Below are 22746 nucleotides of genomic sequence, written 5' to 3' on the forward strand. Positions count from 1 at the left end.
GTCAGCGGGCCGGTACGGACTCGACGGAGTCCGCCACGATCGTGACCTGGTTCGAGTCGACGGAGAGGAACCCGCCGGAGACGCGGACCTCGAGGGACTCCCCCTCGCCCGCGATGCGTACCGAGCCCTCCTGCAGCACGGAGAGCAGCGGCGAGTGGTCCGCGAGGATGCCGATCTCGCCGTCCGCCGCGGGGGCCGTGACCCGCTGCGCGCGGCCCGACCAGATCTTGCGGTCCGCCGCCACGAGGTCGACGTTCAGCTGTGCCACGGGAACTCCTTCATGGGCGGTTCATGCCCGGTGTGCTGTCCGGGACGACGCCCGGTCCGCGTGCGGCGGACCGGGTCGGGAGCGACGCCCACGGGGCCGGACCGTACGGCCCGGCCCCGTGCGAGCGTCGGGTCAGGCGCCGTACTCCTTCTGGATGCGGGCCCAGTTGCGCTCGAGGTCCTCGAGGCCACCGATGTTGTAGAAGGCCTGCTCGGAGATGTGGTCGAACTCGCCGTCGGCGATCTTCTTGAACGCCTCGATGGTCTCGCTCAGCGGGACCGTCGAGCCCACGACGCCGGTGAACTTCTCCGCCATGTAGGTGTTCTGGGAGAGGAACTGCTGGATGCGGCGCGCGCGCGCGACGACCGTCTTGTCCTCCTCCGAGAGCTCGTCCACACCGAGGATCGCGATGATGTCCTGGAGCTCCTTGTTGCGCTGCAGGATCGACTTCACGCGCGTCGCGACGTCGTAGTGCTCCTGGCCCACGTAGCGCGGGTCGAGGATGCGGCTCGTCGAGGCGAGCGGGTCCACCGCGGGGTACAGACCGCGCGAGGCGATCTCACGGGAGAGCTCGGTCGTCGCGTCGAGGTGCGCGAACGTCGTCGCCGGCGCCGGGTCGGTGTAGTCGTCCGCAGGGACGTAGATCGCCTGGAGCGACGTGATCGAGTGACCACGCGTCGAGGTGATGCGCTCCTGGAGCAGACCCATCTCGTCGGCGAGGTTCGGCTGGTAACCGACCGCGGACGGCATGCGCCCGAGCAGCGTCGACACCTCGGAACCCGCCTGCGTGAAGCGGAAGATGTTGTCGATGAACAGGAGGACGTCCTGCTTCTTCACGTCACGGAAGTACTCCGCCATGGTCAGCGCGGAGAGCGCGACGCGAAGACGCGTGCCCGGGGGCTCGTCCATCTGGCCGAAGACGAGGGCGGTCTTGTCGAAGACGCCCGCGTCCTCCATCTCGTGGATGAGGTCGTTGCCCTCACGCGTGCGCTCGCCGACGCCGGCGAACACCGAGACACCGCCGTGGTCCTGCGCGACGCGCTGGATCATCTCCTGGATGAGGACCGTCTTGCCGACGCCCGCACCACCGAAGAGGCCGATCTTCCCACCCTGCACGTACGGGGTGAGGAGGTCGATGACCTTGATGCCCGTCTCGAACATCGTGGTCTTCGACTCGAGCTGGTCGAACGCCGGGGGCTTGCGGTGGATCGGCCAGCGCTCGGTGATCTCGATCGTCTCGCCGGGCTCGGCGTTGAGGACGTCGCCCGTGACGTTGAAGACCTTGCCCTTGGTGACGTCGCCGACGGGGACGCTGATCGGGGCGCCCGTGTCGGTGACCTGCGCGCCGCGGACGAGGCCGTCCGTCGGCTTGAGGGCGATCGCACGGATGAGCGAGTCGCCCAGGTGCTGGGCGACCTCGAGCGTGAGCGTGAACGACTTCTCGCCCTCGCCCTGCGACGACAGGTCGATGTCGACGGTCAGCGCGTTGTAGATGTCGGGGATGGCGTCCGCCGGGAACTCGATGTCCACGACGGGGCCGATCACACGAGCGACTCGGCCCACGCCGGGACCGCTGGAGTGCTCGACCTGTGCTTCCACGGTGGTGGCGGTCATTGCTGGCCTCGCTTCGCAGTGCCGGAGTGGTCCCCGGCGGGTTCGGTCAGGATGTCGGTGATGGTGCTGGCCGCGCGGGCCTCGCGGCCCGTCATGACGCCGCCAGGGCGTCGGCACCCGAGACGATCTCGCTGATCTCCTGGGTGATGTCCGCCTGGCGCGCCTGGTTCGCGAGCCGCGTGTAGTTGCGGATGAGGTCCTCCGCGTTGTCCGTCGCGGTGTGCATCGCCCGCTGCCGCGCCGCGAGCTCGGACGCCGCCGCCTCGAGGAGGCAGCTGAAGATCCGGCTGCGCACGTAGCGCGGGAGCAGCGCGTCGAGCACCGCCTCCGGCGAGGGCTCGAAGTCGTACAGCGGGAGCACGTCGTGCTTGCCGGCGGGGGCGACGCCCTCGACGACCTCGAGCGGGAGCATCCGCACGACGCGGGGGCGCTGCGTGACCATGTTGACGAACTGCGTGTAGACGATGTGCAGCTCGCTCACGCCACCCTCGGCGGCCGGCGCGAGGAACGCACCGAGCAGGGTCTCGGCGATCTCGCCCGCTACCTCCGCGTTGGGGGCGTCCGACCCGTACGACCACGTGCCCGCGAGCTCGCGCCCGCGGAACGTGTAGTACTGGATCGCCCGACGGCCAGCCGCGTAGAGCGCGACCTCCTTGCCCTCGGCGGTGAGCCGCTCCACGAGGCGCTCCGTCTCGCGGATGATCGACGCCGAGTAGGCGCCGGCCATGCCGCGGTCGGACGCGACGACGAGCACCGCGACACGGTTGGTGTCCGTGCGCTCGCTCGTCAGCGGGTGCTGCGTCGTCGTGTGCGTCGCGACGGCCGACACCGCCCGGGTGATCGCCCGGGCGTACGGCGCCGCGGCCGCGGTGCGGTCGCGGGCCTTGCCGATGCGCGACGCGGCGATGAGCTCCTGCGCGCGGAACATCTTCTTGAGCGACTGCGTCGACTTGATCCGCTGCTTGTAGACGCGCTGGGATCCGGCCATGCTCAGGCCCTCTTCTGCCGGACGATCTGCTCCTGCTCGATCTCCGTCTCGGTCTCGTCCTCGGTGTCGCCGCCGACGAGCGGCGTGCCGTCACCCTTGAGGAAGCCCGCACGGAAGGCGTCGACCGCCTCCGAGAGCTGCGCCTCGGTCGCGTCCTCGAGCTTGCCCGTCTCGACGATCGTCGAGAAGACGTCCGTGTTGCGGCGCAGGTGGTCGAGCATCTCGGACTCGAAGCGGCGCACGTCCTCGACGGGGACGTCGTCGAGCTTGCCCTTGGTGCCGGCCCAGATCGACGCGACCTGCTCCTCGACCGGGAACGGCGAGTACTGGCCCTGCTTGAGCAGCTCCATGAGGACCGCACCACGCTGGAGCTGGCCGCGCGACGCCGCGTCGAGGTCGGACGCGAACATCGCGAACGCCTCGAGCGAGCGGTACTGCGCGAGCTCGAGCTTCAGCGTGCCCGAGACCTTCTTCATCGCCTTGACCTGGGCGTCACCACCGACGCGGGACACCGAGATGCCGACGTCGACGGCCGGACGCTGATCCGCGTTGAAGAGGTCGGACTGGAGGAAGATCTGCCCGTCCGTGATGGAGATGACGTTCGTCGGGATGTACGCCGAGACGTCGTTCGCCTTCGTCTCGATGACCGGCAGACCCGTCATCGAGCCCGCGCCCAGCTCGTCCGAGAGCTTCGCGCAACGCTCGAGGAGGCGGGAGTGCAGGTAGAAGACGTCACCGGGGTACGCCTCGCGGCCCGGCGGGCGGCGCAGCAGCAGCGACACCGCGCGGTACGCCTCGGCCTGCTTCGACAGGTCGTCGAACACGATGAGGACGTGCTTGCCGCCGTACATCCAGTGCTGGCCGATGGCCGAGCCGGTGTAGGGGGCGAGGTACTTGAAGCCCGCCGGGTCGGACGCCGGAGCCGCGACGATCGTCGTGTACTCGAGCGCGCCGGCCTCCTCGAGGGCGCCGCGGACCGACGCGATCGTCGAGCCCTTCTGGCCGATGGCGACGTAGATGCAGCGGACCTGCTTGGTCGGGTCGCCCGACTCCCAGTTCGCCTTCTGGTTGATGATCGTGTCGATCGCGATCGCCGTCTTGCCCGTCTGGCGGTCACCGATGATCAGCTGACGCTGACCGCGGCCGATCGGGATCATCGAGTCGATCGCCTTGAGGCCCGTCTGGAGGGGCTCGTGGACCGACTTGCGCGCCATGACGCCGGGCGCCTGGAGCTCGAGGGCGCGGCGGCCCTCCGTCGCGACCTCGCCGAGGCCGTCGATCGGGTTGCCCAGCGGGTCGACGACGCGACCGAGGTAGCCGTCACCGACCGGGACGGAGAGGACCTCGCCCGTGCGACGGACCTCCTGCCCCTCCTCGATGCCGGTGAACTCGCCGAGCACGACGACACCGATCTCGCGGACGTCGAGGTTGAGGGCGAGACCGAGGGTCCCGTCCTCGAAGCGCAGCAGCTCGTTGGCCATCGCGCCCGGGAGACCCTCGACCTGGGCGATGCCGTCGGCGGCCAGGGTGACCCGGCCCACCTCCTCCGACACGGCGCCCTCGGGCTCGTAGGACTTCACGAAGCTGTCCAGAGCGGCCCGGATCTCCTCCGGCCGGATCGTCAGCTCAGCCATTGCTCTTCTCCTGTCGTGGCCGCACCTCGTGGTTCGGGTGCGGTCGAACGTTTGTCGGTTGTGCGGCCGGTGGCCGGCAGGACGGTCGTCGGTCGGAAGGGTGGGCCGGTCAGCTCACGAGACGTCGGCGCGCGTCGGCCAGCCGGGCCAGCACCGTGGAGTCCACGACGTCGGCACCGACCTGGACGCGCATCCCGCCGAGGACGGCGGGGTCGACCGTGACGTTGAGCTGCACGGCACGCCCGTAGGCCCGCTCGAGCAGCGCCGAGAGGCGGTCGAGCTGTGCCTGCGTGAGCACCGTCGCCGACGTCACGGAGGCGACGAGCCGCTGCCGACGCTCGGCCGCGACCTCACCGATCCAGCCCAGCGTCGGGACGAACCGGCGCCCGCGCAGCGCGCGCGTCGCGTGGACCGCGAGCACCTCGGTCGCACGGTCGGCCTTCCCGCCGAGCAGCGCGTGCACGAAGGCGGCGCGACGCTCGGGGTCGATCGTGTCGTCGGAGAGGATCTGCCGCGCCTCGCGCTGCCCGACGAGCGCGCGCGACGTCCGGAAGAGCTCGTCCTCGACCTGCTCGAGCGCACCACGGGACTGGGCGGACGCGAGGACCGCCTCCAGGCCGAGGCGCTCGGTCGCGTCCGCGAGGTCGCTCTCGCGCGACCACCGCGACCGGACGAGGCCGGCCATGAGGTCGACGACGCGCTCGTCGAAGCCCGACGCGAGGACGGCCGTGACCAGCGCCGCCTTGTCCGCACCGGAGCGGGACGGGTCCGCGAGCGAGCGCCGCAGCGGCGCCGACTCATCGAGCGCCGCCGTGACCGCGAAGAGCTGCTCGCCGAGCGCGAGCGCGCTCTCGCCCGCCGAGCGCAGGACCGGCTCGAACCGGTCCCGCGCCTGCGTCAGGGACTCGCCGCTCGTTCCGCGCATCAGCGCTCCTCGGTGCCGGGACCGGTGCCCGCCGCGCTCGCCGCCGCGGGACCCGCGGCCTCGAGCTCGTCGAGGAAGCGGTCGACGACGCGGCTCTGGCGTGCCGAGTCGGCGAGCGACTCGCCCACGATCTTGGAGGCGAGCTCCGTCGCGAGCAGACCGACGTCGTTGCGCAGCGAGACCGCGGCCTGCTGGCGCTCGGCCTCGATCTGGCGGTGCGCCGTCTCGACGATGCGCGCGGCGTCGTCGGACGCCTTGGCCCGCAGGTCGGAGACGATCGCCGAGCCCTCGGCGCGCGCCTCCTCACGGATCTTCGCCGCCTCGGTGCGTGCCTCCTGGAGCTGCTGGTGGTACTCCGCCAGCGCCGCCGCGGCCTCGGCCTGGGCGGACTCCGCCTTGGCCAGACCGCCCTCGATCTTCGCGGTGCGCTCGTCCAGGACCGCCTGGAACTTCGGCAGGACCGCCTTGTAGAAGACGACCGCGATGATGACGAGGACGACGGCCGACCACAGGATGTCGTAGCCGGCGGGGAGGAACAGGTCGATGCCTGCCGGCTCCTCGCCGGTCTCCGCCGCGAGGGTCAGCGCGGCGTCAGCCAGCGCCGTCATCACTGGAAGAGGAAGCCGGCGACGAGCCCGAGCAGCGCGAGCAGCTCGACGAACGCGACACCGAGGAACATGGTGGCGCGGAGCTGGCCGGCGACCTCAGGCTGGCGGGCCATGCCCTCGACGGTCTTGCCGATGAGGATGCCGAGGCCGATGCCCGGGCCGATCGCGGCGATGCCGTAGCCGATCGTGTTGATGCTGCCGGAGACCTCGGCGAGGGTGGTGACGTCCACGTGTGCTCGTTCCTTCCGTTGGGCGCCCGACCGGTCGGCCGGGCGTCACATTGAGTGGTGCGTGGTGGGAGAGGGTCGGTCGGGGCGCGCGGTGCGGCCTCGGGTCAGTGCTCCTCTTCGAGCGCGATGTTCAGGTACACCGACGCGAGGAGCGCGAAGATGTAGGCCTGCAGGGCCGCGACGAGGAGCTCGAAGAGCGTGAAGATCAGCCCGCCGGCGAGCGTCAGGACGCCGAAGGCCTTCATCGCGGGGACCGCCTCGAAGACGAAGTACTGCGTCGCGGCGAAGCACAGGACCAGCATGATGTGGCCGGCGACCATGTTGGCGACGAGACGGATCGCGAGCGAGGCCGGCCGGATGATGAGGATCTGGAGCAGCTCGATCGGGGTGACGATCAGGTAGATCGGCGCCGGGATCCCCGGGGGGAAGAGGCTGTTCTTGAGGTAGCCGCCGAGGCCGTGCGCCTTGATGCCCACGGCCCAGTAGGTGACGAGCACCCACAGCGCGAGCAGGAAGGGCAGGCCCATGCGGGCGGTACCGGCCATGTTGAGGCCGGGGATGATGCCCGTGAGGTTGAAGGCGAGGACCGCGAAGAAGATCGTCGTGATCATGGGGACGAAGCGCTTGGCGTGCTCCTTGCCCATGATCTCCTCGACGATCTGGACCCGGACGAAGTCCAGCATCATCTCGATCGCGTTCTGGAAGCGCCCGGGGACCAGGCGCGCCCGACGCGCGGCGACGACGAAGATCGCGAGGAGGACGATCGTGGCCACGATCCGGACGATCCAGATCCGGTCGATCTGGAAGATGGTGCCCTCGAAGAGGATCGCCGGCGGGAAGAAGTCGGCGATGGACGGCGCGTGGAAGCCACCTTCGCTCTCGGATGCAGCGAGGAGCACGGGGGTCGCAAGCGTGGACAGGGTGGACTCCCAATGGTCGTGTGGTCCGGGCAGCCGTCACCCGTGGGTGGGCACGCCGTCGGACCTGGCCGTCATGGATTCGCCAGTAGCCTAACGTATGGATCCGCGTGCTCTCGCCGTTCCCGGCCGCTTGTGACATTTTGCTCATGCTGCGGGACGAGGGTCCCTCCCCCCGCGCGGCGGCCCCGTGGTACGTCGGCGGCGCGCCGGTGGTACGTCAGCGCGCCGCAGGGTCGACGTACGGGATCCGTCCCCTGCTCACGGCCCGGTAGTCGAGCGCGGCGGAGCCGATCACACCGACGAGCAGCACCCCGGCGAACACCCACCGGTCGTAGAAGTCCATGCCGCGCAGCACGACGAGGACGGCGATCAGCACCACCATCTTGCCGAGCCAGCTCGCCATGACGATCGCGGCCGTCGTCGTCGGGCTGGAGTCGACGGTGCGCAGCATCGTCCAGACCGTGGTCGCGGAGAAGATCAGGGCGACGCCCACGCCCAGGAGCGCGCCCCAGACGCCCGGCAGCCCCGCGACGAGCGCACCGACCGCGACGCCGAGCACGGTCAGCGCGCCGAGCAGCACCAGCACGTCGCGCAGGGCGGTGCGGAACACCGCACGCACGGCGCGGCCGTGCGCGCCGATCGTCTGCTCGACGGGGCCCTCGGTCGCCGTGCTGCCCGACCTGCCGTCCACCGTGCCGTCCGGCCTGCCCTCCGGCCTGGCGTCCGGTCGGTCGTCCGGGCGGGCGGGCTCGGGCTGGCTCGTCGTCATCTCAGGGCTTCCTTCGGCGGGGTGGGGACGGCGGACGACGCGGCCGGGTCGCTGGACCCGGGCGCGGAGGAGGTGGGGGGCGCGAGGGCCGGCGGGACGTCGACCGCCGCGGCGGCGTCGTCGTCGAGGAACCGCCCGCGCGTGCGCAGCGGTCCGAGCGTGAGGAGCGCCGCGGCGACGACGGCCCCGGCGAGCCCTGCGGCCACGCCGTGCCAGTGCCACTGGACCAGCGCGACGGCGGCGAACGCGAACACGGCCGTCCACACGTAGAGGATGAGCACGGCGCGCCGGTGCGAGTGCCCGATCGCGAGCATCCGGTGGTGCAGGTGCATGCGGTCCGGGTGGAACGGGGACTTGCCGCGCGCGACGCGGCGCACGACCGCCATGGCCATGTCGAGCAGCGGCAGGAGGATCACCGCGAGCGGCAGGAGGAGCGGGATGAACGCCGGGATCTGCTGCGCCCCGGAGAGCGTGGTCGTGTCGACCCGTCCCGTCACGACGATCGCCGCGGCGGAGAACACGAGGCCGAGGACCATCGAGCCCGAGTCCCCCATGAAGATCCGGGCGGGATGGAAGTTGTGCGGCAGGAACCCGACGCAGATGCCGACGAGGGCTGCGATGACGAGGGTCGCGAGGCTCGAGTAGTCGTCGGCGCTCGCCTTCTGCGTGAGCACGTACGAGTAGACGAAGAACGCGGCGCCCCCGATCGCGACGAGGCCGGCCGCGAGGCCGTCGAGGCCGTCCACGAAGTTCACGGCGTTCATGGCCACCACGACCACGAGGATCGTGGCGACGAGCTGGAGGCGCGAGGACCAGATGAGCTGCTGCTCCCCGATGGGGATGGGCAGCGTGAACAGCACGACGCCCTGGCTCGCCATGAGCCCGGCCGCGAGCACCTGGCCCGCGAGCTTGGTCATCCAGTCGAGGTCCCAGATGTCGTCGGCGATGCCGAGCAGGCAGACGATCGCCGCGGCGCCGACGATCCCCCAGATCCGGGCGTCGGCGACCATCTGCCCCGCGACCTCGCCGACGAAGACGCTCTCGAGGAAGGGCATCTGCGACGCGAAGACGACCGCCACCACCAGCCCCAGCAGCATCGCGAGACCGCCGAGCCGGGGGGTCGGGATCGTGTGGACGTCGCGGTCGCGCACCGCCGTGATGGCGCCCGTGCGCAGCGCGACCCAGCGCGCGAAGGGTGTCGCGAGGAACGTCACCGCGGCGGCGACGAGCATCACGAGCAGGTAGACCCTCACCCGCCGTTCGCCTCCGGCTCCCCGGCGTCGCCGGAGCCTCGGGTCTCGGCGGGCGCGTCGGAGACGGCAGCCTCGACGGGCACCGTCTCCTGCGGCTCCGGGGCGGCGTCCGCGGCCGGCTCGTCGTCGGGGCCGAGGACGGGCGCGACCTCGCGCAGCTGCTCGAGCGTCACGGCCCCCTGCCGCACGACGCGCAGCGCGCCGGACGTCGCGTCGACGATCGTGGACGCCACTCCCCCGGGCGCCGTCCCGCCGTCGAGGTAGACGCCGACGGCGCTGCCGAGCTGCTCGCGCGCGTCGTCGACGTGCAGCGCGGCGGGGCGACCCGTCGCGTTCGCGGACGACACGGCGAGGGGCCCGGTGCGGCGCAGGAGCGCGAGCGCGGCCGGGTGGTCGGGCATGCGCAGCGCGACCGTGCCGTGCGTCTCGCCGAGGTCCCACGCGAGCGACGGCTGGGCCCGCAGGATGATCGTGAACCCGCCGGGCCAGAACGCCTCGACGAGGCGGCGCGCGTCGTCGGGCACGTCGGTGGCGAGGCCGTCGAGCGTGCGCGCGTCGGGGACGAGGACCGGGGGCGGCATGTGCCGCCCGCGGCCCTTCGCGGCGAGCAGCGCGGACACCGCCTCGGCGTCGAAGGCGTCGGCGCCGATGCCGTAGACGGTGTCGGTGGGCAGCACGACGAGGCCACCGCGGGAGATCGCGTTGACCGCCTCGTCGATGCCGGCGCCCCAGGTGTTCGGGTCGGTCACGGGGTGGACGGAGCTCACGGGTCCATCCTTCCACGCCCGTGCGGCGACCCCGGGTCACCGGCGGCACCGGCTCGTCGTGCCACGACCATGCGGTCGCGGCCCGTGAGGTCCGTCAGGGTGCGCACCTCGACGAACGCGTCCGCGGCGCGGGCGGCCGCGCGCACGTCGGCGGCCTGCACCTCCGCGTGCTCCATGACGAACAGGCCGCCGGGCCGCAGCAGGCGCGCTGCGGCGCGCACGACGGCGCGCGGCACCTCCAGCCCGTCGGCGCCGCGACCGTAGAGCGCCAGGTCGGGGTCGTGGTCGCGGACCTCGGGGTCGACCGGCACCGCGTCCGGCGGGATGTACGGCGGGTTCGACACGACGACGTCGACCGTCCCGTCGAGCTCGGCGAGCAGGGCCGGGTCGCCCACGTCGCCGACGAGCGTGCGCTGGGTGCCCGACCCCACGCGCGCGGCGTTCGCCGTCGTCGCGCGGACGGCGTCGGGCGAGAGGTCGACCGCGACGACGCGCGAGCCCGGCACCTCGACGTCGACGCTGATCCCGATGACGCCCGACCCGCAGCACAGGTCCACGACGAGCGGCGGCCGGTCCGCGCGACCCGGGTCGCCGAGGAGCCGTGCCGCCTCGTCGATCGCGACCTGCGCGACCGTCTCCGTCTCCGGGCGGGGCACGAAGACGTCGTCGAGCACCTCGACCGTGACGTGCCGGAACACGGTGTGCCCGACGATGCGCTGGAGCGGCTCACGCCCTCGTCGGCGCTCCACCGCGTCCGCGAAGTCGGCGAGGAAGCGGTCGGTCGCGCCCGTCGGGAGCGCGGGGGCGAGCGGGGCGTCGCCCGCGGGGAGCCGGTACCACTCGAGGCGCGGCAGGCCGAGGCTCCAGGCCGCGAGGGCCTCCGCGTCGTGGCGCGCGGACGGGACGCCGGCCTCCACGAGGATCCCCTCGGCGGCCCGCACCGCGCGCCGCAGGTCGTCCACGGTGAGCGCGGCGGGGACGGCGGGCACGGACTGCTCGGTGCGCGCGTCGCCCATCTCAGGCCTCGCCCGCGGCGGCGAGCCGGGCCGCCTCGTCCGCCTCCACGGCCGAGCGCACGACGGGGTCGAGGTCGCCGTCGAGCACCTGGTCGAGGTTGTACGCCTTGTACCCGGTGCGGTGGTCCGCGATGCGGTTCTCCGGGAAGTTGTAGGTGCGGATGCGCTCGGAGCGGTCGACCGTCCGCACCTGGGAGCGCCGCAGGTCCGCCGCCTCCGCGGCGGCCGCCTCCTGCTGCGCGGCGAGCAGGCGCGCGCGCAGCACGCGCATCGCCTGCTCCCGGTTCTGGAGCTGCGACTTCTCGTTCTGCATCGACACGGCGATCCCCGTCGGCAGGTGCGTGATGCGCACCGCGGAGTCGGTCGTGTTGACCGACTGCCCGCCCGGGCCCGACGAGCGGTAGACGTCGATGCGCAGGTCATTCGGGTCGATCTCGACCTCGCCCGCGTCCTCGACCTCGGGGAACACGAGCACCCCGGCGGCAGACGTGTGGATGCGGCCCTGCGACTCCGTCACGGGCACGCGCTGGACGCGGTGCACGCCGCCCTCGTACTTGAGGTTGGCCCAGACGCCCTCGGCCGGGTCGGACGGCGTGCTGCGCGCCTTCACCGCGACCTGGACGTCCTTGTAGCCGCCGAGGTCGGAGTCGGTCGACTCGAGGACCTCCGTCTTCCAGCCGCGGCGCTCGGCGTACCGCAGGTACATGCGCAGCAGGTCGCCGGCGAACAGGGCCGACTCCTCGCCGCCCTCCCCCGCCTTGATCTCGAGGATGACGTCGCGGCCGTCGTCGGGGTCGCGCGGGACGAGCACGCGGCGCAGGCGCTCGCGCGCCTCCTCCTCGGTGGCGCGCAGGCCCGGGAGCTCGTCGGCGAACGCGTCGCCGTCGTCGCCGCCCAGGGCGGCGAGCTCGGCCGCGGCCTCGGCGTCGTCGCTCGCCTCGCGCCACGCCCGGTACGCGCCCACGACCTGGTTGAGCTCGGCGTAGCGCCGCCCGAGCGTGCGGGCGCGGCCCGCGTCGGCGTGGACGGCCGGGTCGGCGAGCTGCGCCTCGATCTCGGCGTGCTCGGCCAGCAACGGCACGACGGCGGCGAACGACTCGGTCACGGACGGCTCCTCGGGCGGTACGGCGGTGCGGGACGGCGGTCGCGGCGCGGCGCGCGGGCGCCGGGCGTGCGGTCGCACGCGGGCGCGTCACCGGGTCCGGCGCTCCGACCGGCCCCCGACAACGCGACAGCGCCGGTGGTCCGAGCGCACCGACTGCCCCTGGAGAGGTTGTCGGGCTCGGACCACCGGCGCTGCGGTGCTGCTACTTGTCGGCGTCCTTCTTGCCGTAGCGCGCCTGGAAGCGGGCCACGCGGCCACCGGTGTCGAGGATCTTCTGCTTGCCCGTGTAGAACGGGTGGCAGGCGCTGCACACGTCGGAGCTGATCTTGCCCGACGCCTCGGTGCTGCGCGTCACGAACGTGTTCCCGCAGGTGCACGTCACCTCGGTGACGACGTACTCGGGGTGGATACCAGACTTCACGGTTTTCTCCTTGGGGTGACGTCTCCGGGTCAGGTGCGGCTACCGCACCTGTGAACCGGCGACAGGCGGCCTGACGAGCGCAGGCCGACGAACCATTGTGCCAGAACGCGCGGGGGCCCCGAGAACTTCCCGGGGCCACCCGCCGTCGGTGACCGGGCGACGCGTCAGATCGTGCGGCCGACGTTGTCGTCGTCGGCCAGCCCGCCGGGCGTCGTCTTCTGGACGTGCAGCAGGAACTCGACGTTCGTCTGCGTCTTCTTGAGCTGGCCGAGCAGCAGCTCGATCGCCTGCTGCTGGTCGAGGGCGCCCATGACGCGGCGGAGCTTGTAGATGATCTTCAGCTCGTCCTGCGACATGAGGATCTCCTCGCGGCGCGTGCCGGACGCGTTGACGTCCACGGCCGGGAAGATGCGCTTGTCCGCGAGGTTGCGGGACAGGCGGAGCTCCATGTTCCCCGTGCCCTTGAACTCCTCGAAGATGACCTCGTCCATCTTCGAGCCCGTCTCCACGAGCGCCGAGGCGAGGATCGTCAGGGAGCCGCCGTTCTCGATGTTGCGCGCCGCGCCGAAGAACCGCTTCGGCGGGTAGAGCGCGGACGCGTCCACACCACCGGACAGGATGCGGCCCGAGGCCGGCGCCGCGAGGTTGTACGCGCGCGACAGGCGGGTGAGCGAGTCGAGGAGCACCACGACGTCCTGACCGAGCTCGACCAGGCGCTTCGCGCGCTCGATCGCGAGCTCGGCGACGATCGTGTGGTCCGACGCGGGGCGGTCGAACGTCGAGGCGATGACCTCGCCGCGGACCGTCCGCTCCATGTCGGTGACCTCTTCGGGCCGCTCGTCCACGAGCACCACCATGAGGTGGACCTCGGGGTTGTTCGCGGCGATCGCGTTGGCGATCTGCTGCATGATGATCGTCTTGCCGGCCTTGGGCGGCGCGACGATGAGACCGCGCTGGCCCTTGCCGATCGGCGCGACGATGTCGATGACGCGCGGCGTGAGGCGCGTGGCCTCGGAGTTCTCGAGGCGCAGGCGCTCCTGCGGGTACAGCGGCGTGAGCCGGTTGAACTCCGGACGCTCGCGCGCCTCCTCGGGCGACATGCCGTTGACCGTGTCGAGGCGGACGAGCGCGTTGAACTTCTGGCGCGCGGTGTTGCCCTGGTTCTCGCCCTCGCGCGGCTGGCGCACGGCGCCCGTCACGGCGTCGCCGCGGCGCAGCCCGGCCTTCTTCACCTGGCCGAGCGACACGTAGACGTCGTTGTTGCCCGGCAGGTAGCCGCTGGTGCGGACGAACGCGTAGTTGTCGAGGATGTCGAGGATGCCCGCGACGGGGAGCAGGACGTCGTCCTCGTTGACCTCGATGTCGTCGAGGCCCGAGAGGTCCGGTCCCTGGCGGTTGCGGCCGCGCTTGCGGTCGCGGTCGCGACCGCGGTCGCGGCCCCGACGGCGGCGCCCGCCGCGCTCGTCGTCCAGGAGCTGGCGGTCGTCACGACGGTCGCCCTGACGCTCGCCCCGGCCCTGCTGGCCGGACTGCTGGCCGGACTGCTTCTCCGGCTGCTGCTCGCGCTGGCGCTCGCCGCCCTGCCCGTCACGCTGGCGGTCGGCGCGCGGTGCGTCGCCGTCGCCCTCGCCCGTGCGCGGGGCACCGGCACCGCGGCCCGCACGACGCGAGCCGCGCTCGCCCGTGACCAGGCCGACGGCGGCCGCGGCGCGCGCAGCACGCTCGTCGGGCGACTCGTTCGCGGTGTCGCGCGTGCGCACGCCCTCGCCGAGGGCCTCGGCGACCGCGGCCGCGGCCTCCGAGCGCGCGTCGCGGCGGCCGTCGCGGCGCTCGCCGCGCTGCTCCGTGCGCTGCTCGTCGGCGCGCACCGGGAGGTCGAGCACGGGAGCGGCGGTGCGCTCCTCGCGGCTCGCGGCCGACGGCGCGTCCTGACGCGTCGCCGGGGAGTCGCTGCCGGCCGCGGGGCTCGCCGCAGGCCGCTCGGCGCGGCGGCTGCGGCCACGCCCCGAGGCGACGGGCGCCTCGTTCGTCTCACGCGACGCGGCGGGCGCCGCGTCGGTGTCGCGCCGGGACGCGGCGGGGCGCTCGGAAGCACCCTGCTCGCCCGTGCGGGCGCGGATGACGTCCACGAGATCGCCCTTGCGCATCTTGGACGTGCCCTTGACCCCGAGCTGCGACGCGAGCGCCTGCAGCTCCGGGAGGCGCAGGGTGGAGAGCGCGCCGTTCCGGGCGGTACCGCCGGCAGCGGTCGCGCTGCTCGTGGCGGTGTCGATGGTGTCTGTCACGAAGGACCCTTCCCCCTCGTTTGCGTCCGTCTCTCAGAGGGCGGACCGCGGGTGGTCGACGCCCGGCCGTGACGGCCGGTGCGCAGGTGTCACCACGCGTCAGTGGTACGACGACGTCATCTGACGCGGGCTGGATTGCCTTCTCTCGGACGGGCTCTGTCGCGGCACTTCCGCGCTGGAGAACGCTCGACTGCTGATGCGAGAGCGTGACCGAAGGCTGAAACCATCCTAGCACCGGCAGGACAGCGGTCAGAGCCGTTCGGCGACGACCCCGCGCGTGTCGACGTCGAGGCGGCGGACCGACCAGTCCGCGCTCCCCCCGACGAGCTCGTCCGCGACGCCCGCGACCTCGTCGAGGCGCTCCGCGGCGGACAGGACGAGGACCGTGGGGCCCGCACCCGACACCGTCGCCGCGAGCCCCCGCGCGCGCAGCGCGCGGACGAGCTCCGACGTGGTCGGCATGACGCCGGCGCGGTACCCCTGGTGGAGCCGGTCGTCGGTCGCGTCGAGGAGCAGGTCGGGACGCCGCGTGAGCGCCTCGACGAGCAGCGCCGACCGCCCCGCGTTGAACGCCGCGTCGGCGTGCGGCACCTGCGCCGGGAGCACCCCGCGCGCGCGGCTCGTCGCGAGCCGGGCCGAGGGGACCAGCACCGTCGCCCGCAGGTCGGGGTGCACGTCGAGCCGGACGGCACGCGCCCCGGCCCCGGGCGTACCGCTCTCCCACGCGACGGTCGCGCCGCCGAGCAGCGCGGGCGCCGCGTTGTCCGGGTGGCCCTCGATCGCGGTCGCGAGGCCGAGCGCGACGTCGTCGTCGAGGACCGACGGGTCGGCGACGAGCGCGCGCGCCGCCACGATGCCCGCGACGACGGCCGCGGCAGACGAGCCGAGGCCCCGCCCGTGGGGGACGCGGTTGACGCACGTCAGGTGCAGGCCCGTCTGCGGCGCACCCGCCACGTCGAGCGCGGCCCGCAGGGCCCGCACCACGAGGTGGGACTCGTCGCCGGGCACCTCTCCGGCGCCCTCGCCCTCGACGTCGACCACGACGTCGTCGCTCGCGAGCGCGCGCACGTCGAGCACGTCGTGGAGCGCGAGCGCGAGGCCCAGCGCGTCGAAGCCGGGGCCGAGGTTCGCGCTCGTCGCGGGGACGCGCACCCGCACGTGGTCCGCGCCGAGCTGCATCAGTCGAGCCCGAGGGCGTCGGCGATGGACACCACGTCGGCGGTCACGCGCGTCGGCTCGACCTCGGTGCCGTCGAGCGTGCGCAGCGCCCACTGCGGGTCCTTGAGCCCGTGACCGGTGACCGTGACGACGATGCGCGCGCCCGCGGGCACGAGCCCGCGCTCGGCGCGCGCGAGGATCCCGGCGACGCCGGCGGCCGACGCGGGCTCGACGAAAACGCCGACCTCGCTCGACAGCACGCGGTGCGCCGCGAGGATCTGCTCGTCGGACACGGCCTCGATGACGCCGCCCGACTCGTCGCGCGCTGCCTCGGCGAGCTCCCACGACGCGGGGTTGCCGATGCGGATGGCGGTCGCGACGGTCTCGGGCTCCGTGATCGGGTGGCCCGCGACGATCGGCGCGGCGCCCGCCGCCTGGAAGCCCCACATCTGCGGCGTGCGCGTCGCGACGGCCGGCAGGCCCTCCCCCGCGTGCCCCGCGACGCCCTGGCCGGCGTACTCGCGGAAGCCCTTCCAGTACGCGGTGATGTTCCCCGCGTTGCCGACGGGCAGCGCGTGGATGTCCGGGGCGTCTCCGAGCGCGTCGACGATCTCGAAGGCGCCCGTCTTCTGGCCCTCGATGCGGTCGGGGTTGACCGAGTTCACGAGCTCGACCGGGTACGCCTCGGCGAGCTTGCGCGCCGCGACGAGGCAGTCGTCGAAGTTGCCGTCGACCTGGAGCAGGCGCGCGCCGTGGGCGATCGCCTGGCTCAGCTTGCCCATCGCGATCTTGCCGTCCGGGACGAGCACCGCGCACGTCATGCCCGCGCGCACGGCGTAGGCGGCCGCCGACGCCGACGTGTTGCCCGTGGACGCGCACACGACCGCCTGCGCGCCGCGCCCGGCGGCCGCGGAGATCGCCGTCGTCATGCCGCGGTCCTTGAACGACCCCGTCGGGTTCATGCCCTCGACCTTGACGAAGACCTGGGCACCCGTGCGCGCCGACAGGGCCGGCGCCTCGACGAGCGGCGTGCCTCCCTCACCGAGCGTGACGATGCGCTCGGACACGTGCGCGGGCAGCCGGTCACGGTACTCGGCGATGATGCCTTGCCACTGGTGGGCCATCTCGTGGGCCATCAGGCTCCCTCGACTCTCAGGACGGACGTGATCGTGCGGACGGGCTCGAGCTCGGCGACCGCCGCGACGGTGGCCGACAGCGCCGACTCCGGCGCCGCGTGCGTGGTGATGAGGAGCTCCGCGACGCCCGGCTCGGCGACGTCGGCCGCGCCGCGCGCCGTCGGCTGGCGGACCGCCTCGATGGACACGCCGTGCTCGGCGAGCGCGTGCGCGACCTGCGCGAGCACGCCCGGGCGGTCCTCGACGTCGAGGCGCACCTGGTAGCGCGTGACCGCGGCGCTCGCCGGGAGGATCGGGAGCTCGGCGTACGTGGACTCCTGCGGCCCCTTGCCCCCGAGCACGCGGTGGCGGGCGGCGGAGACGACGTCGCCCAGGACGGCGGACGCCGTCGGGGCGCCGCCCGCGCCGCGCCCGTAGAACATGAGCTCGCCCGCGGACTCCGCCTCGACGAACACCGCGTTGAACGAGCCGCGCACGTTCGCGAGCGGGTGCGAGGTCGGCACGAGCGCGGGGTGCACGCGCACGGACACGCCCGCCTCCGCGCCGGTGGCGTCGCCGTCGCGCCGCTCGGCGATGGCGAGGAGCTTGATGACGTGGCCCGTCTGCGCGGCCCACGCGACGTCGTCGGCCGTGACGGCCAGGATGCCCTCGCGCGCGACGTCGTCGAGGGACACGCGCGTGTGGAACGCGAGGCTCGCGAGGATCGCCGCCTTGGCCGCGGCGTCGTACCCCTCGACGTCCGCCGTCGGGTCCGCCTCCGCGTAGCCGAGGTCCTGCGCCTCGCGGACGGCCTCGTCGAGGCCCCTGCCCGTCGAGGCCATCTGGTCGAGCACGTAGTTGGTCGTCCCGTTGACGATGCCGAGCACGCGCCGCACGCGGTCGCCCGCGAGCGACTCGCGCACCGGGCGGACGATGGGGATCGCGCCCGCGACGGCGGCCTCGAAGTAGATGTCCACCCCGGCGGCGTCGGCCGCCTTGTAGAGCGTGGGGCCGTCCTCGGCGAGCAGCGCCTTGTTCGCCGTCACGACGGCGGCGCCGGCCTCGATCGCGCGCAGCAGCAGCGACCGCGCGGGCTCGGTGCCGCCCATCACCTCGACGACGATGTCGGCACGCTCGACGAGGCCCGCCGCGTCCTCCGTGAGCAGCGACCGGTCCACCGCGGCGTCGCGCGGCGCGGACGCGTCCCGGACCGCGATCCCGACGAGCTCCAGGGGTGCCCCGACCCGGGACGCGAGGTCGTCGGCCTGCTCCGTGAGCAGCCGCGCGACCTGGGTGCCGACGACGCCGCACCCCAGCAGGGCGACGCGCAGGGGCGGGTGGGACTCGGCGGCAGACGGCACGACGGACCTTCCTCGGGTGGTCAGGACGGGTGCGGCACCGCGCACGGTCCGGGTCGTGCCCGGGTGGCGCGGGAGCCGCAGGCACAGGATACGGCGACGGGTCCGCCCGCCCGGGGCGTGCCCACAGGTCGGATGCCGACCGGCGGGCACGACCCGGTGAGGTCAGCCCTCGTCGAGCGCGAGCAGGTCCTCGACGGTCTCGCGCCGCACGAGCACGCGGCTCGCGCCGTCGTGCACGGCGACCACGGGCGGACGCGTCAGCAGGTTGTAGTTCGACGCCATCGAGCGGCCGTACGCCCCCGTGGCGGGCACCGCGAGCAGGTCGCCCGCCCGCACGTCGCCGGGGAGCAGCACCTCGTGCACGACGATGTCGCCGCTCTCGCAGTGCTTGCCCACGACGCGCGCGAGCACGGGCCCGGCCTCGGACGCCCGCCCGACGACCTCCGCGTGGTACTGCGCCGCGTAGAGCGCGGGGCGGATGTTGTCGCTCATGCCGCCGTCCACCGACACGTACGTGCGCACGCGCCCGTCGTCGAGGGTCACGGGCTTCACGGTGCCGACCGTGTAGAGCGTGAGACCGGCCGGCCCGACGATCGCGCGCCCCGGCTCGATCGAGAACCGCGGCAGCGGAGTGCCGAGCTCCGCGGCCACCGCCTCGACCGCGCGCGCGACGTCCTTCGCGACGCGCTCCGGGTCGAGCGCGACGTCGCCCGGGAGGTACGCGATGCCGTAGCCGCCGCCGATGTCGACCTCGTCGACGAGCACGCCCGAGCGGTCCGCGAGCCGCGCCCGCAGCTCCAGCACGGCGCGCGCCGCGACCTCGAAGCCCGAGGGGTCGAGGATCTGGGAGCCGATGTGCGAGTGGATCCCGAGCAGGTGCAGCTCGGGGCGCGCGACGACGTCGAGCAGCGCGGTCATCGCCGGGGAGTCGCCGGCCGGTCTGCCGTCCGCGGGGCGCGACGACGCGACCGACAGCCCGAACTTCTGGTCCTCGTGCGCGGTCGAGATGTACTCGTGCCCGCCCGCGTGGACGCCCGTCGTCACGCGGACCATGACGGGCGCGACGACGCCGCGCTCCCCCGCGAGGCGTGCGACCCTCTCGACCTCGACGAGCGAGTCGACGATGATCCGACCCACGCCCTCGTCGAGCGCGCGCCCGATCTCGGCGTCGGACTTGTTGTTGCCGTGCAGGCCGATCTCGGGACCGGGGACGCCGGCGCGCAGCGCGACGGCGAGCTCTCCCCCGCTCGCGGTGTCGACGCGCAGGCCCTCCTCGCGCGCCCAGCGCGCGACGGCGACCGTGAGCAGCGCCTTGCCCGCGTAGTACACGTCGACGTCCGACCCGACGGCGCGGAACGCCGTCTCGAACGCCGTGCGGTACGCGCGCGCCCGGGCGCGGAAGTCCGCCTCGTCGAGCACGTACGCGGGCGTCCCGTGCTCGGCCGCGAGCGTGCGGACGTCGACGCCCGCGACCTCGACGACGCCGTCGTCCCGGCGCCGCACGCCGCGCGACCACGGCTCGCCGGGGTGACCCGGCAGGCTCGTGCTCACATGCGCTCCGGCGCGGTCACGCCGAGCAGCCCCAGGCCGTTGGCGAGGACCTGGCGCACCGCGTCGTTGAGCCACAGGCGCGTGCGGTGCGTGTCCGTGACCTCCTCGTCCGGGTAGGGCAGGACGCGCTGCGACTTCTGCTGGTACCACGTGTGGTAGTCGCCGGCCAGGGCCTCGAGGTAGCGCGCGACGCGGTGCGGCTCGCGCAGCTCGGCCGCCTGGGCGACGATGCGCGGGAACTCGGTGAGGCGGCCGACGAGCGCCGCCTCGCTCGGGTGGTCGAGCAGCGCGGGCTCGAACCCGTCGGCGCGCGCGACGCCGCGGTCGGCCGCGTTGCGGTCCACCGCCGCGGTGCGCGAGTGCGCGTACTGCACGTAGTAGACCGGGTTCTCGTTCGTCGCCCGCGCGAGCAGGTCGAGGTCGAGGTCGATGTTCTGGTCCGCGGACGAGCGCGCGAGGGAGTAGCGCGCGGCGTCGACGCCGACGGCGTCCACGAGGTCCTCGAGGGTCACCACGTTCCCGGCGCGCTTGGCCATGCGCACCGGCTTGCCGTCCTTGACGAGGTTGACCATCTGCCCGATGAGGAGCTGGAGGTTCTTCCCCGGAGTGTCGCCGAACGCGGCGCACACGGCCATCATGCGGCCCACGTACCCGTGGTGGTCGGCGCCGAGCATGATGATGACCTCGTCGAAGCCGCGCTCGCGCTTGTCGAGGTAGTAGGCGATGTCGCCCGCGATGTAGGCCGCCTCGCCGTCGGACTTGATGACGACGCGGTCCTTGTCGTCACCGAAGTCGGTCGTGCGCAGCCAGGTCGCGCCGTCCTTCTCGAACATGTGACCGGACGCGCGCAGGCGCTCGACGGCGCGCTCGACGGCGCCCGACTCGTGCAGCGAGTCCTCGTGGAAGTAGACGTCGAAGTCGACGCCGAAGTCGTGGAGCGACGACTTGATCTCGCCGAACATGCGCTCGACGCCGCGCGACCGGAAGACCTCCTGCGCCTCCGCGTCGGGCAGCGTCCGCGGGTCGGGGTCGCCGGCGGCGAGCGCGTCGGCGATCACCGCGTCCGCGATCTCGGTGATGTACTCGCCGCCGTACCCGTCCTCGGGCGCCTCCAGGCCGCGGGCGCGGGCGAGGAGCGAGCGCGCGAACCGGTCGATCTGCGCGCCGTGGTCGTTGAAGTAGTACTCGCGCGTCACGTCCGCGCCGCTCGCCTCGAGCACGCGCGCGAGCGAGTCGCCGACGGCGGCCCAGCGGACCCCGCCGATGTGGATGGGCCCGGTCGGGTTCGCGGAGACGAACTCGAGGTTGACCTTCTTGCCCGCCTCGGAGTCGCCGCGCCCGTACGCCGGGCCGGCCTCGACGATGGTGCGCGCGAGCTCGCCCGCGGCGGCCGCGTCGAGGGTGATGTTGAGGAAGCCGGGGCCCGCGACGTCCACGGCCCGGATGCCCGGGTGCGCGGCGAGGCGGCGCGCGAGGTCCTCGGCGAGCGCGCGCGGCGTCGTGCCCGCCTTCTTCGCGAGCTGCAGCGCGACGTTCGTGGCCCAGTCGCCGTGCTCGCGCTGCCGGGGTCGCTCGACGTGGACGCGCTCGGGGACCGCGGTCGGGTCCAGGTCGAGGGTGCCGTCGGCGACGGCGGCGGCCAGGGCAGCGCTCAGCGCTTCGGAGAGCTCGTCGGGGGTCACCGGGCGATTCTACCGAGGCGCGGGGGCCGTCCGTCGCGCCATTTCACCGCCGCCCGTCCCGCCGCGCCGGCGGCCGGGCCCGCTCCCCCGCGTCTCCGCGCCGGGCCGGAGCACCGGGGCGGCGCACCCGGTCGGCGCGCCCGGTCGGCAGCCGACCGCGGCCGGGTCCGCGCACCCCCTGCGGGCTGGTAGTCTCGTGCATCGCGTCGGCGGTCACCGTCGGCGCTCGCCCTCGTAGCTCAGTGGATAGAGCGTCTGCCTCCGGAGCAGAAGGTCGTAGGTTCGAATCCTATCGAGGGCACCCGCACCGCTCCCACGAGCCCGGCCCGCCTCGCGCGGCCGGGCTCGCGCCGTCTCCGGGCCCGCTGCGCGAGGTCCCGCCACGACCCGCGCGCTCCCGCTACGGTGGGCCCATGACCGACGGCGGCTACGGGGACTTCGAGTTCGAGCGCCGGTTCCTCGTGCGCGAGCTGCCCGAGGACCTGCGCGACGCGCCCGCGCTCATCGTGCAGAGCTACTACCTGGCCGACGAGGGCTACGCGCTGCGGCTGCGCGCCAAGGTGCCCACGGTCGACGCGACGATGGACGCCACGACCGACCCGGTCCGGCTCCTCGACCGCTACGCCCCCGCCGTCGACCTGTGCACGCTCACCGTCAAGGGTCCGATGGCCGGCGGCACGCGCTACGAGGCGGAGCGCGAGGTCGACGTGGCGGTGGGCGTCCAGATGATCCGCCGCGGCGGTGCGCGCGTCGTCAAGACCCGCTACTCCGTGTGGGTCGGGGCCGACGGCTGGGTCGTCGACGTGTTCGGCGGGGCGAACCACCCGCTCGTCGTCGCGGAGTGCGAGCGGACCGGTCCCGTCACGGACCTGCAGATCCCCGCGTTCTGCGTCACCGAGCTCACGGACGACCCCCGGTTCTCCAACGACGCGCTCGCGGGCCGCCCCTACGGCGCGTGGCGCGAGGAGTTCGAGGCCGAGCTCGCCGCGTCCGGCCCGCGGTTCCTCCAGGACTTCGGCCGCAACGAGCGGCTCTCCGGCCCGTAGGCACCGCGCGGGCACGCGCCCGGCCGCGGG

The 22746-nt window shown here is 73.5% G+C and carries 21 protein-coding genes and 1 tRNA gene; 2 read left to right on the top strand and 20 right to left on the bottom strand.

Going from position 1 to position 22746, the window contains the following annotated elements; genetic code table 11:
* Position 1: 1 nt before the first annotated feature.
* From ACI769_RS10870 to argS, 20 genes are all read right to left on the bottom strand, one after another.
* Complete coding sequence (locus ACI769_RS10870) at positions 2-268, bottom strand: F0F1 ATP synthase subunit epsilon (protein WP_021480887.1); 267 nt, start codon at positions 266-268, stop codon at positions 2-4.
* A gap of 132 nt (positions 269-400) precedes the next feature.
* Entirely contained in the window at positions 401-1882 is a 1482-nt protein-coding gene (gene atpD / locus ACI769_RS10875; protein WP_021480886.1) for a F0F1 ATP synthase subunit beta, read from the bottom strand.
* 91 nt (positions 1883-1973) lie between these two features.
* The gene (locus ACI769_RS10880) at positions 1974-2870 is read right to left on the bottom strand and encodes a F0F1 ATP synthase subunit gamma (RefSeq protein WP_043655657.1); all 897 of its coding nucleotides are present in this window, start codon (positions 2868-2870) and stop codon (positions 1974-1976) included.
* A gap of 2 nt (positions 2871-2872) precedes the next feature.
* Positions 2873-4504: a F0F1 ATP synthase subunit alpha gene (atpA, locus tag ACI769_RS10885; RefSeq protein ID WP_034653508.1), complete on the bottom strand. Its 1632-nt coding sequence runs from the start codon at positions 4502-4504 to the stop codon at positions 2873-2875.
* Positions 4505-4613: 109 nt separating this feature from the next.
* Entirely contained in the window at positions 4614-5429 is an 816-nt protein-coding gene (locus tag ACI769_RS10890; protein WP_043655661.1) for a F0F1 ATP synthase subunit delta, read from the bottom strand.
* Positions 5429-6037 (bottom strand): F0F1 ATP synthase subunit B, encoded by a 609-nt coding sequence (locus ACI769_RS10895; RefSeq protein ID WP_034653505.1) that lies wholly within the window; start codon positions 6035-6037, stop codon positions 5429-5431. The genes ACI769_RS10890 and ACI769_RS10895 overlap by 1 nt, the downstream gene beginning before the upstream one ends.
* A complete protein-coding gene (locus ACI769_RS10900) occupies positions 6037-6267 on the bottom strand; it encodes an ATP synthase F0 subunit C (RefSeq protein ID WP_021482769.1) in 231 nt (76 codons plus the stop codon). The genes ACI769_RS10895 and ACI769_RS10900 overlap by 1 nt, the downstream gene beginning before the upstream one ends.
* 104 nt (positions 6268-6371) lie before the next feature.
* Positions 6372-7166 carry a F0F1 ATP synthase subunit A gene (gene atpB / locus ACI769_RS10905; protein ID WP_021482770.1) on the bottom strand — a complete coding sequence of 265 codons (795 nt, stop codon included), beginning with the start codon at positions 7164-7166 and terminating at the stop codon, positions 6372-6374.
* 238 nt (positions 7167-7404) lie between these two features.
* A complete protein-coding gene (locus ACI769_RS10910) occupies positions 7405-7956 on the bottom strand; it encodes a hypothetical protein (protein ID WP_253705644.1) in 552 nt (183 codons plus the stop codon).
* The gene (locus tag ACI769_RS10915) at positions 7953-9209 is read right to left on the bottom strand and encodes a glycosyltransferase family 4 protein (RefSeq protein ID WP_081600065.1); all 1257 of its coding nucleotides are present in this window, start codon (positions 9207-9209) and stop codon (positions 7953-7955) included. The genes ACI769_RS10910 and ACI769_RS10915 overlap by 4 nt, the downstream gene beginning before the upstream one ends.
* Entirely contained in the window at positions 9206-9976 is a 771-nt protein-coding gene (locus tag ACI769_RS10920) for an L-threonylcarbamoyladenylate synthase (RefSeq protein WP_409141575.1), read from the bottom strand. The genes ACI769_RS10915 and ACI769_RS10920 overlap by 4 nt, the downstream gene beginning before the upstream one ends.
* Positions 9973-10992 carry a peptide chain release factor N(5)-glutamine methyltransferase gene (gene prmC / locus ACI769_RS10925; protein WP_409141576.1) on the bottom strand — a complete coding sequence of 340 codons (1020 nt, stop codon included), beginning with the start codon at positions 10990-10992 and terminating at the stop codon, positions 9973-9975. The genes ACI769_RS10920 and prmC overlap by 4 nt, the downstream gene beginning before the upstream one ends.
* Position 10993: 1 nt before the next feature.
* The gene (gene prfA, locus ACI769_RS10930) at positions 10994-12097 is read right to left on the bottom strand and encodes a peptide chain release factor 1 (protein WP_409141577.1); all 1104 of its coding nucleotides are present in this window, start codon (positions 12095-12097) and stop codon (positions 10994-10996) included.
* Between the two features lie 202 nt (positions 12098-12299).
* A complete protein-coding gene (gene rpmE, locus ACI769_RS10935) occupies positions 12300-12518 on the bottom strand; it encodes a 50S ribosomal protein L31 (RefSeq protein WP_021483241.1) in 219 nt (72 codons plus the stop codon).
* Between the two features lie 164 nt (positions 12519-12682).
* Positions 12683-14803, bottom strand: a complete 2121-nt coding sequence (gene rho / locus ACI769_RS10940; RefSeq protein ID WP_171468196.1) for a transcription termination factor Rho — start codon at positions 14801-14803, stop codon at positions 12683-12685.
* 249 nt (positions 14804-15052) lie between these two features.
* Entirely contained in the window at positions 15053-15982 is a 930-nt protein-coding gene (gene thrB / locus ACI769_RS10945; RefSeq protein WP_043658744.1) for a homoserine kinase, read from the bottom strand.
* On the bottom strand, positions 15982-17085 hold the full coding sequence (gene thrC / locus ACI769_RS10950) for a threonine synthase (protein WP_085388701.1): 1104 nt from the start codon (positions 17083-17085) through the stop codon (positions 15982-15984). Before thrC ends, thrB begins: the two co-directional genes overlap by 1 nt.
* Positions 17086-17096: 11 nt before the next feature.
* A complete protein-coding gene (locus ACI769_RS10955) occupies positions 17097-18437 on the bottom strand; it encodes a homoserine dehydrogenase (protein WP_409141578.1) in 1341 nt (446 codons plus the stop codon).
* Between the two features lie 162 nt (positions 18438-18599).
* Positions 18600-19988, bottom strand: a complete 1389-nt coding sequence (lysA, locus tag ACI769_RS10960) for a diaminopimelate decarboxylase (RefSeq protein ID WP_085387551.1) — start codon at positions 19986-19988, stop codon at positions 18600-18602.
* On the bottom strand, positions 19985-21670 hold the full coding sequence (gene argS / locus ACI769_RS10965; RefSeq protein WP_114553492.1) for an arginine--tRNA ligase: 1686 nt from the start codon (positions 21668-21670) through the stop codon (positions 19985-19987). The genes lysA and argS overlap by 4 nt, the downstream gene beginning before the upstream one ends.
* Positions 21671-21898: 228 nt before the next feature.
* Between argS and ACI769_RS10970 the strand changes: the two genes are divergently transcribed.
* A tRNA-Arg gene (locus ACI769_RS10970) sits at positions 21899-21971 on the top strand.
* Between the two features lie 112 nt (positions 21972-22083).
* The gene (locus tag ACI769_RS10975) at positions 22084-22716 is read left to right on the top strand and encodes a CYTH domain-containing protein (RefSeq protein WP_034655122.1); all 633 of its coding nucleotides are present in this window, start codon (positions 22084-22086) and stop codon (positions 22714-22716) included.
* Positions 22717-22746: the final 30 nt, after the last annotated feature.

Origin of the sequence: Cellulosimicrobium sp. RS (genome assembly GCF_046159675.1) — a bacterium.
In the GTDB taxonomy this organism is placed as follows: Bacteria; Actinomycetota; Actinomycetes; order Actinomycetales; family Cellulomonadaceae; genus Cellulosimicrobium; species Cellulosimicrobium funkei.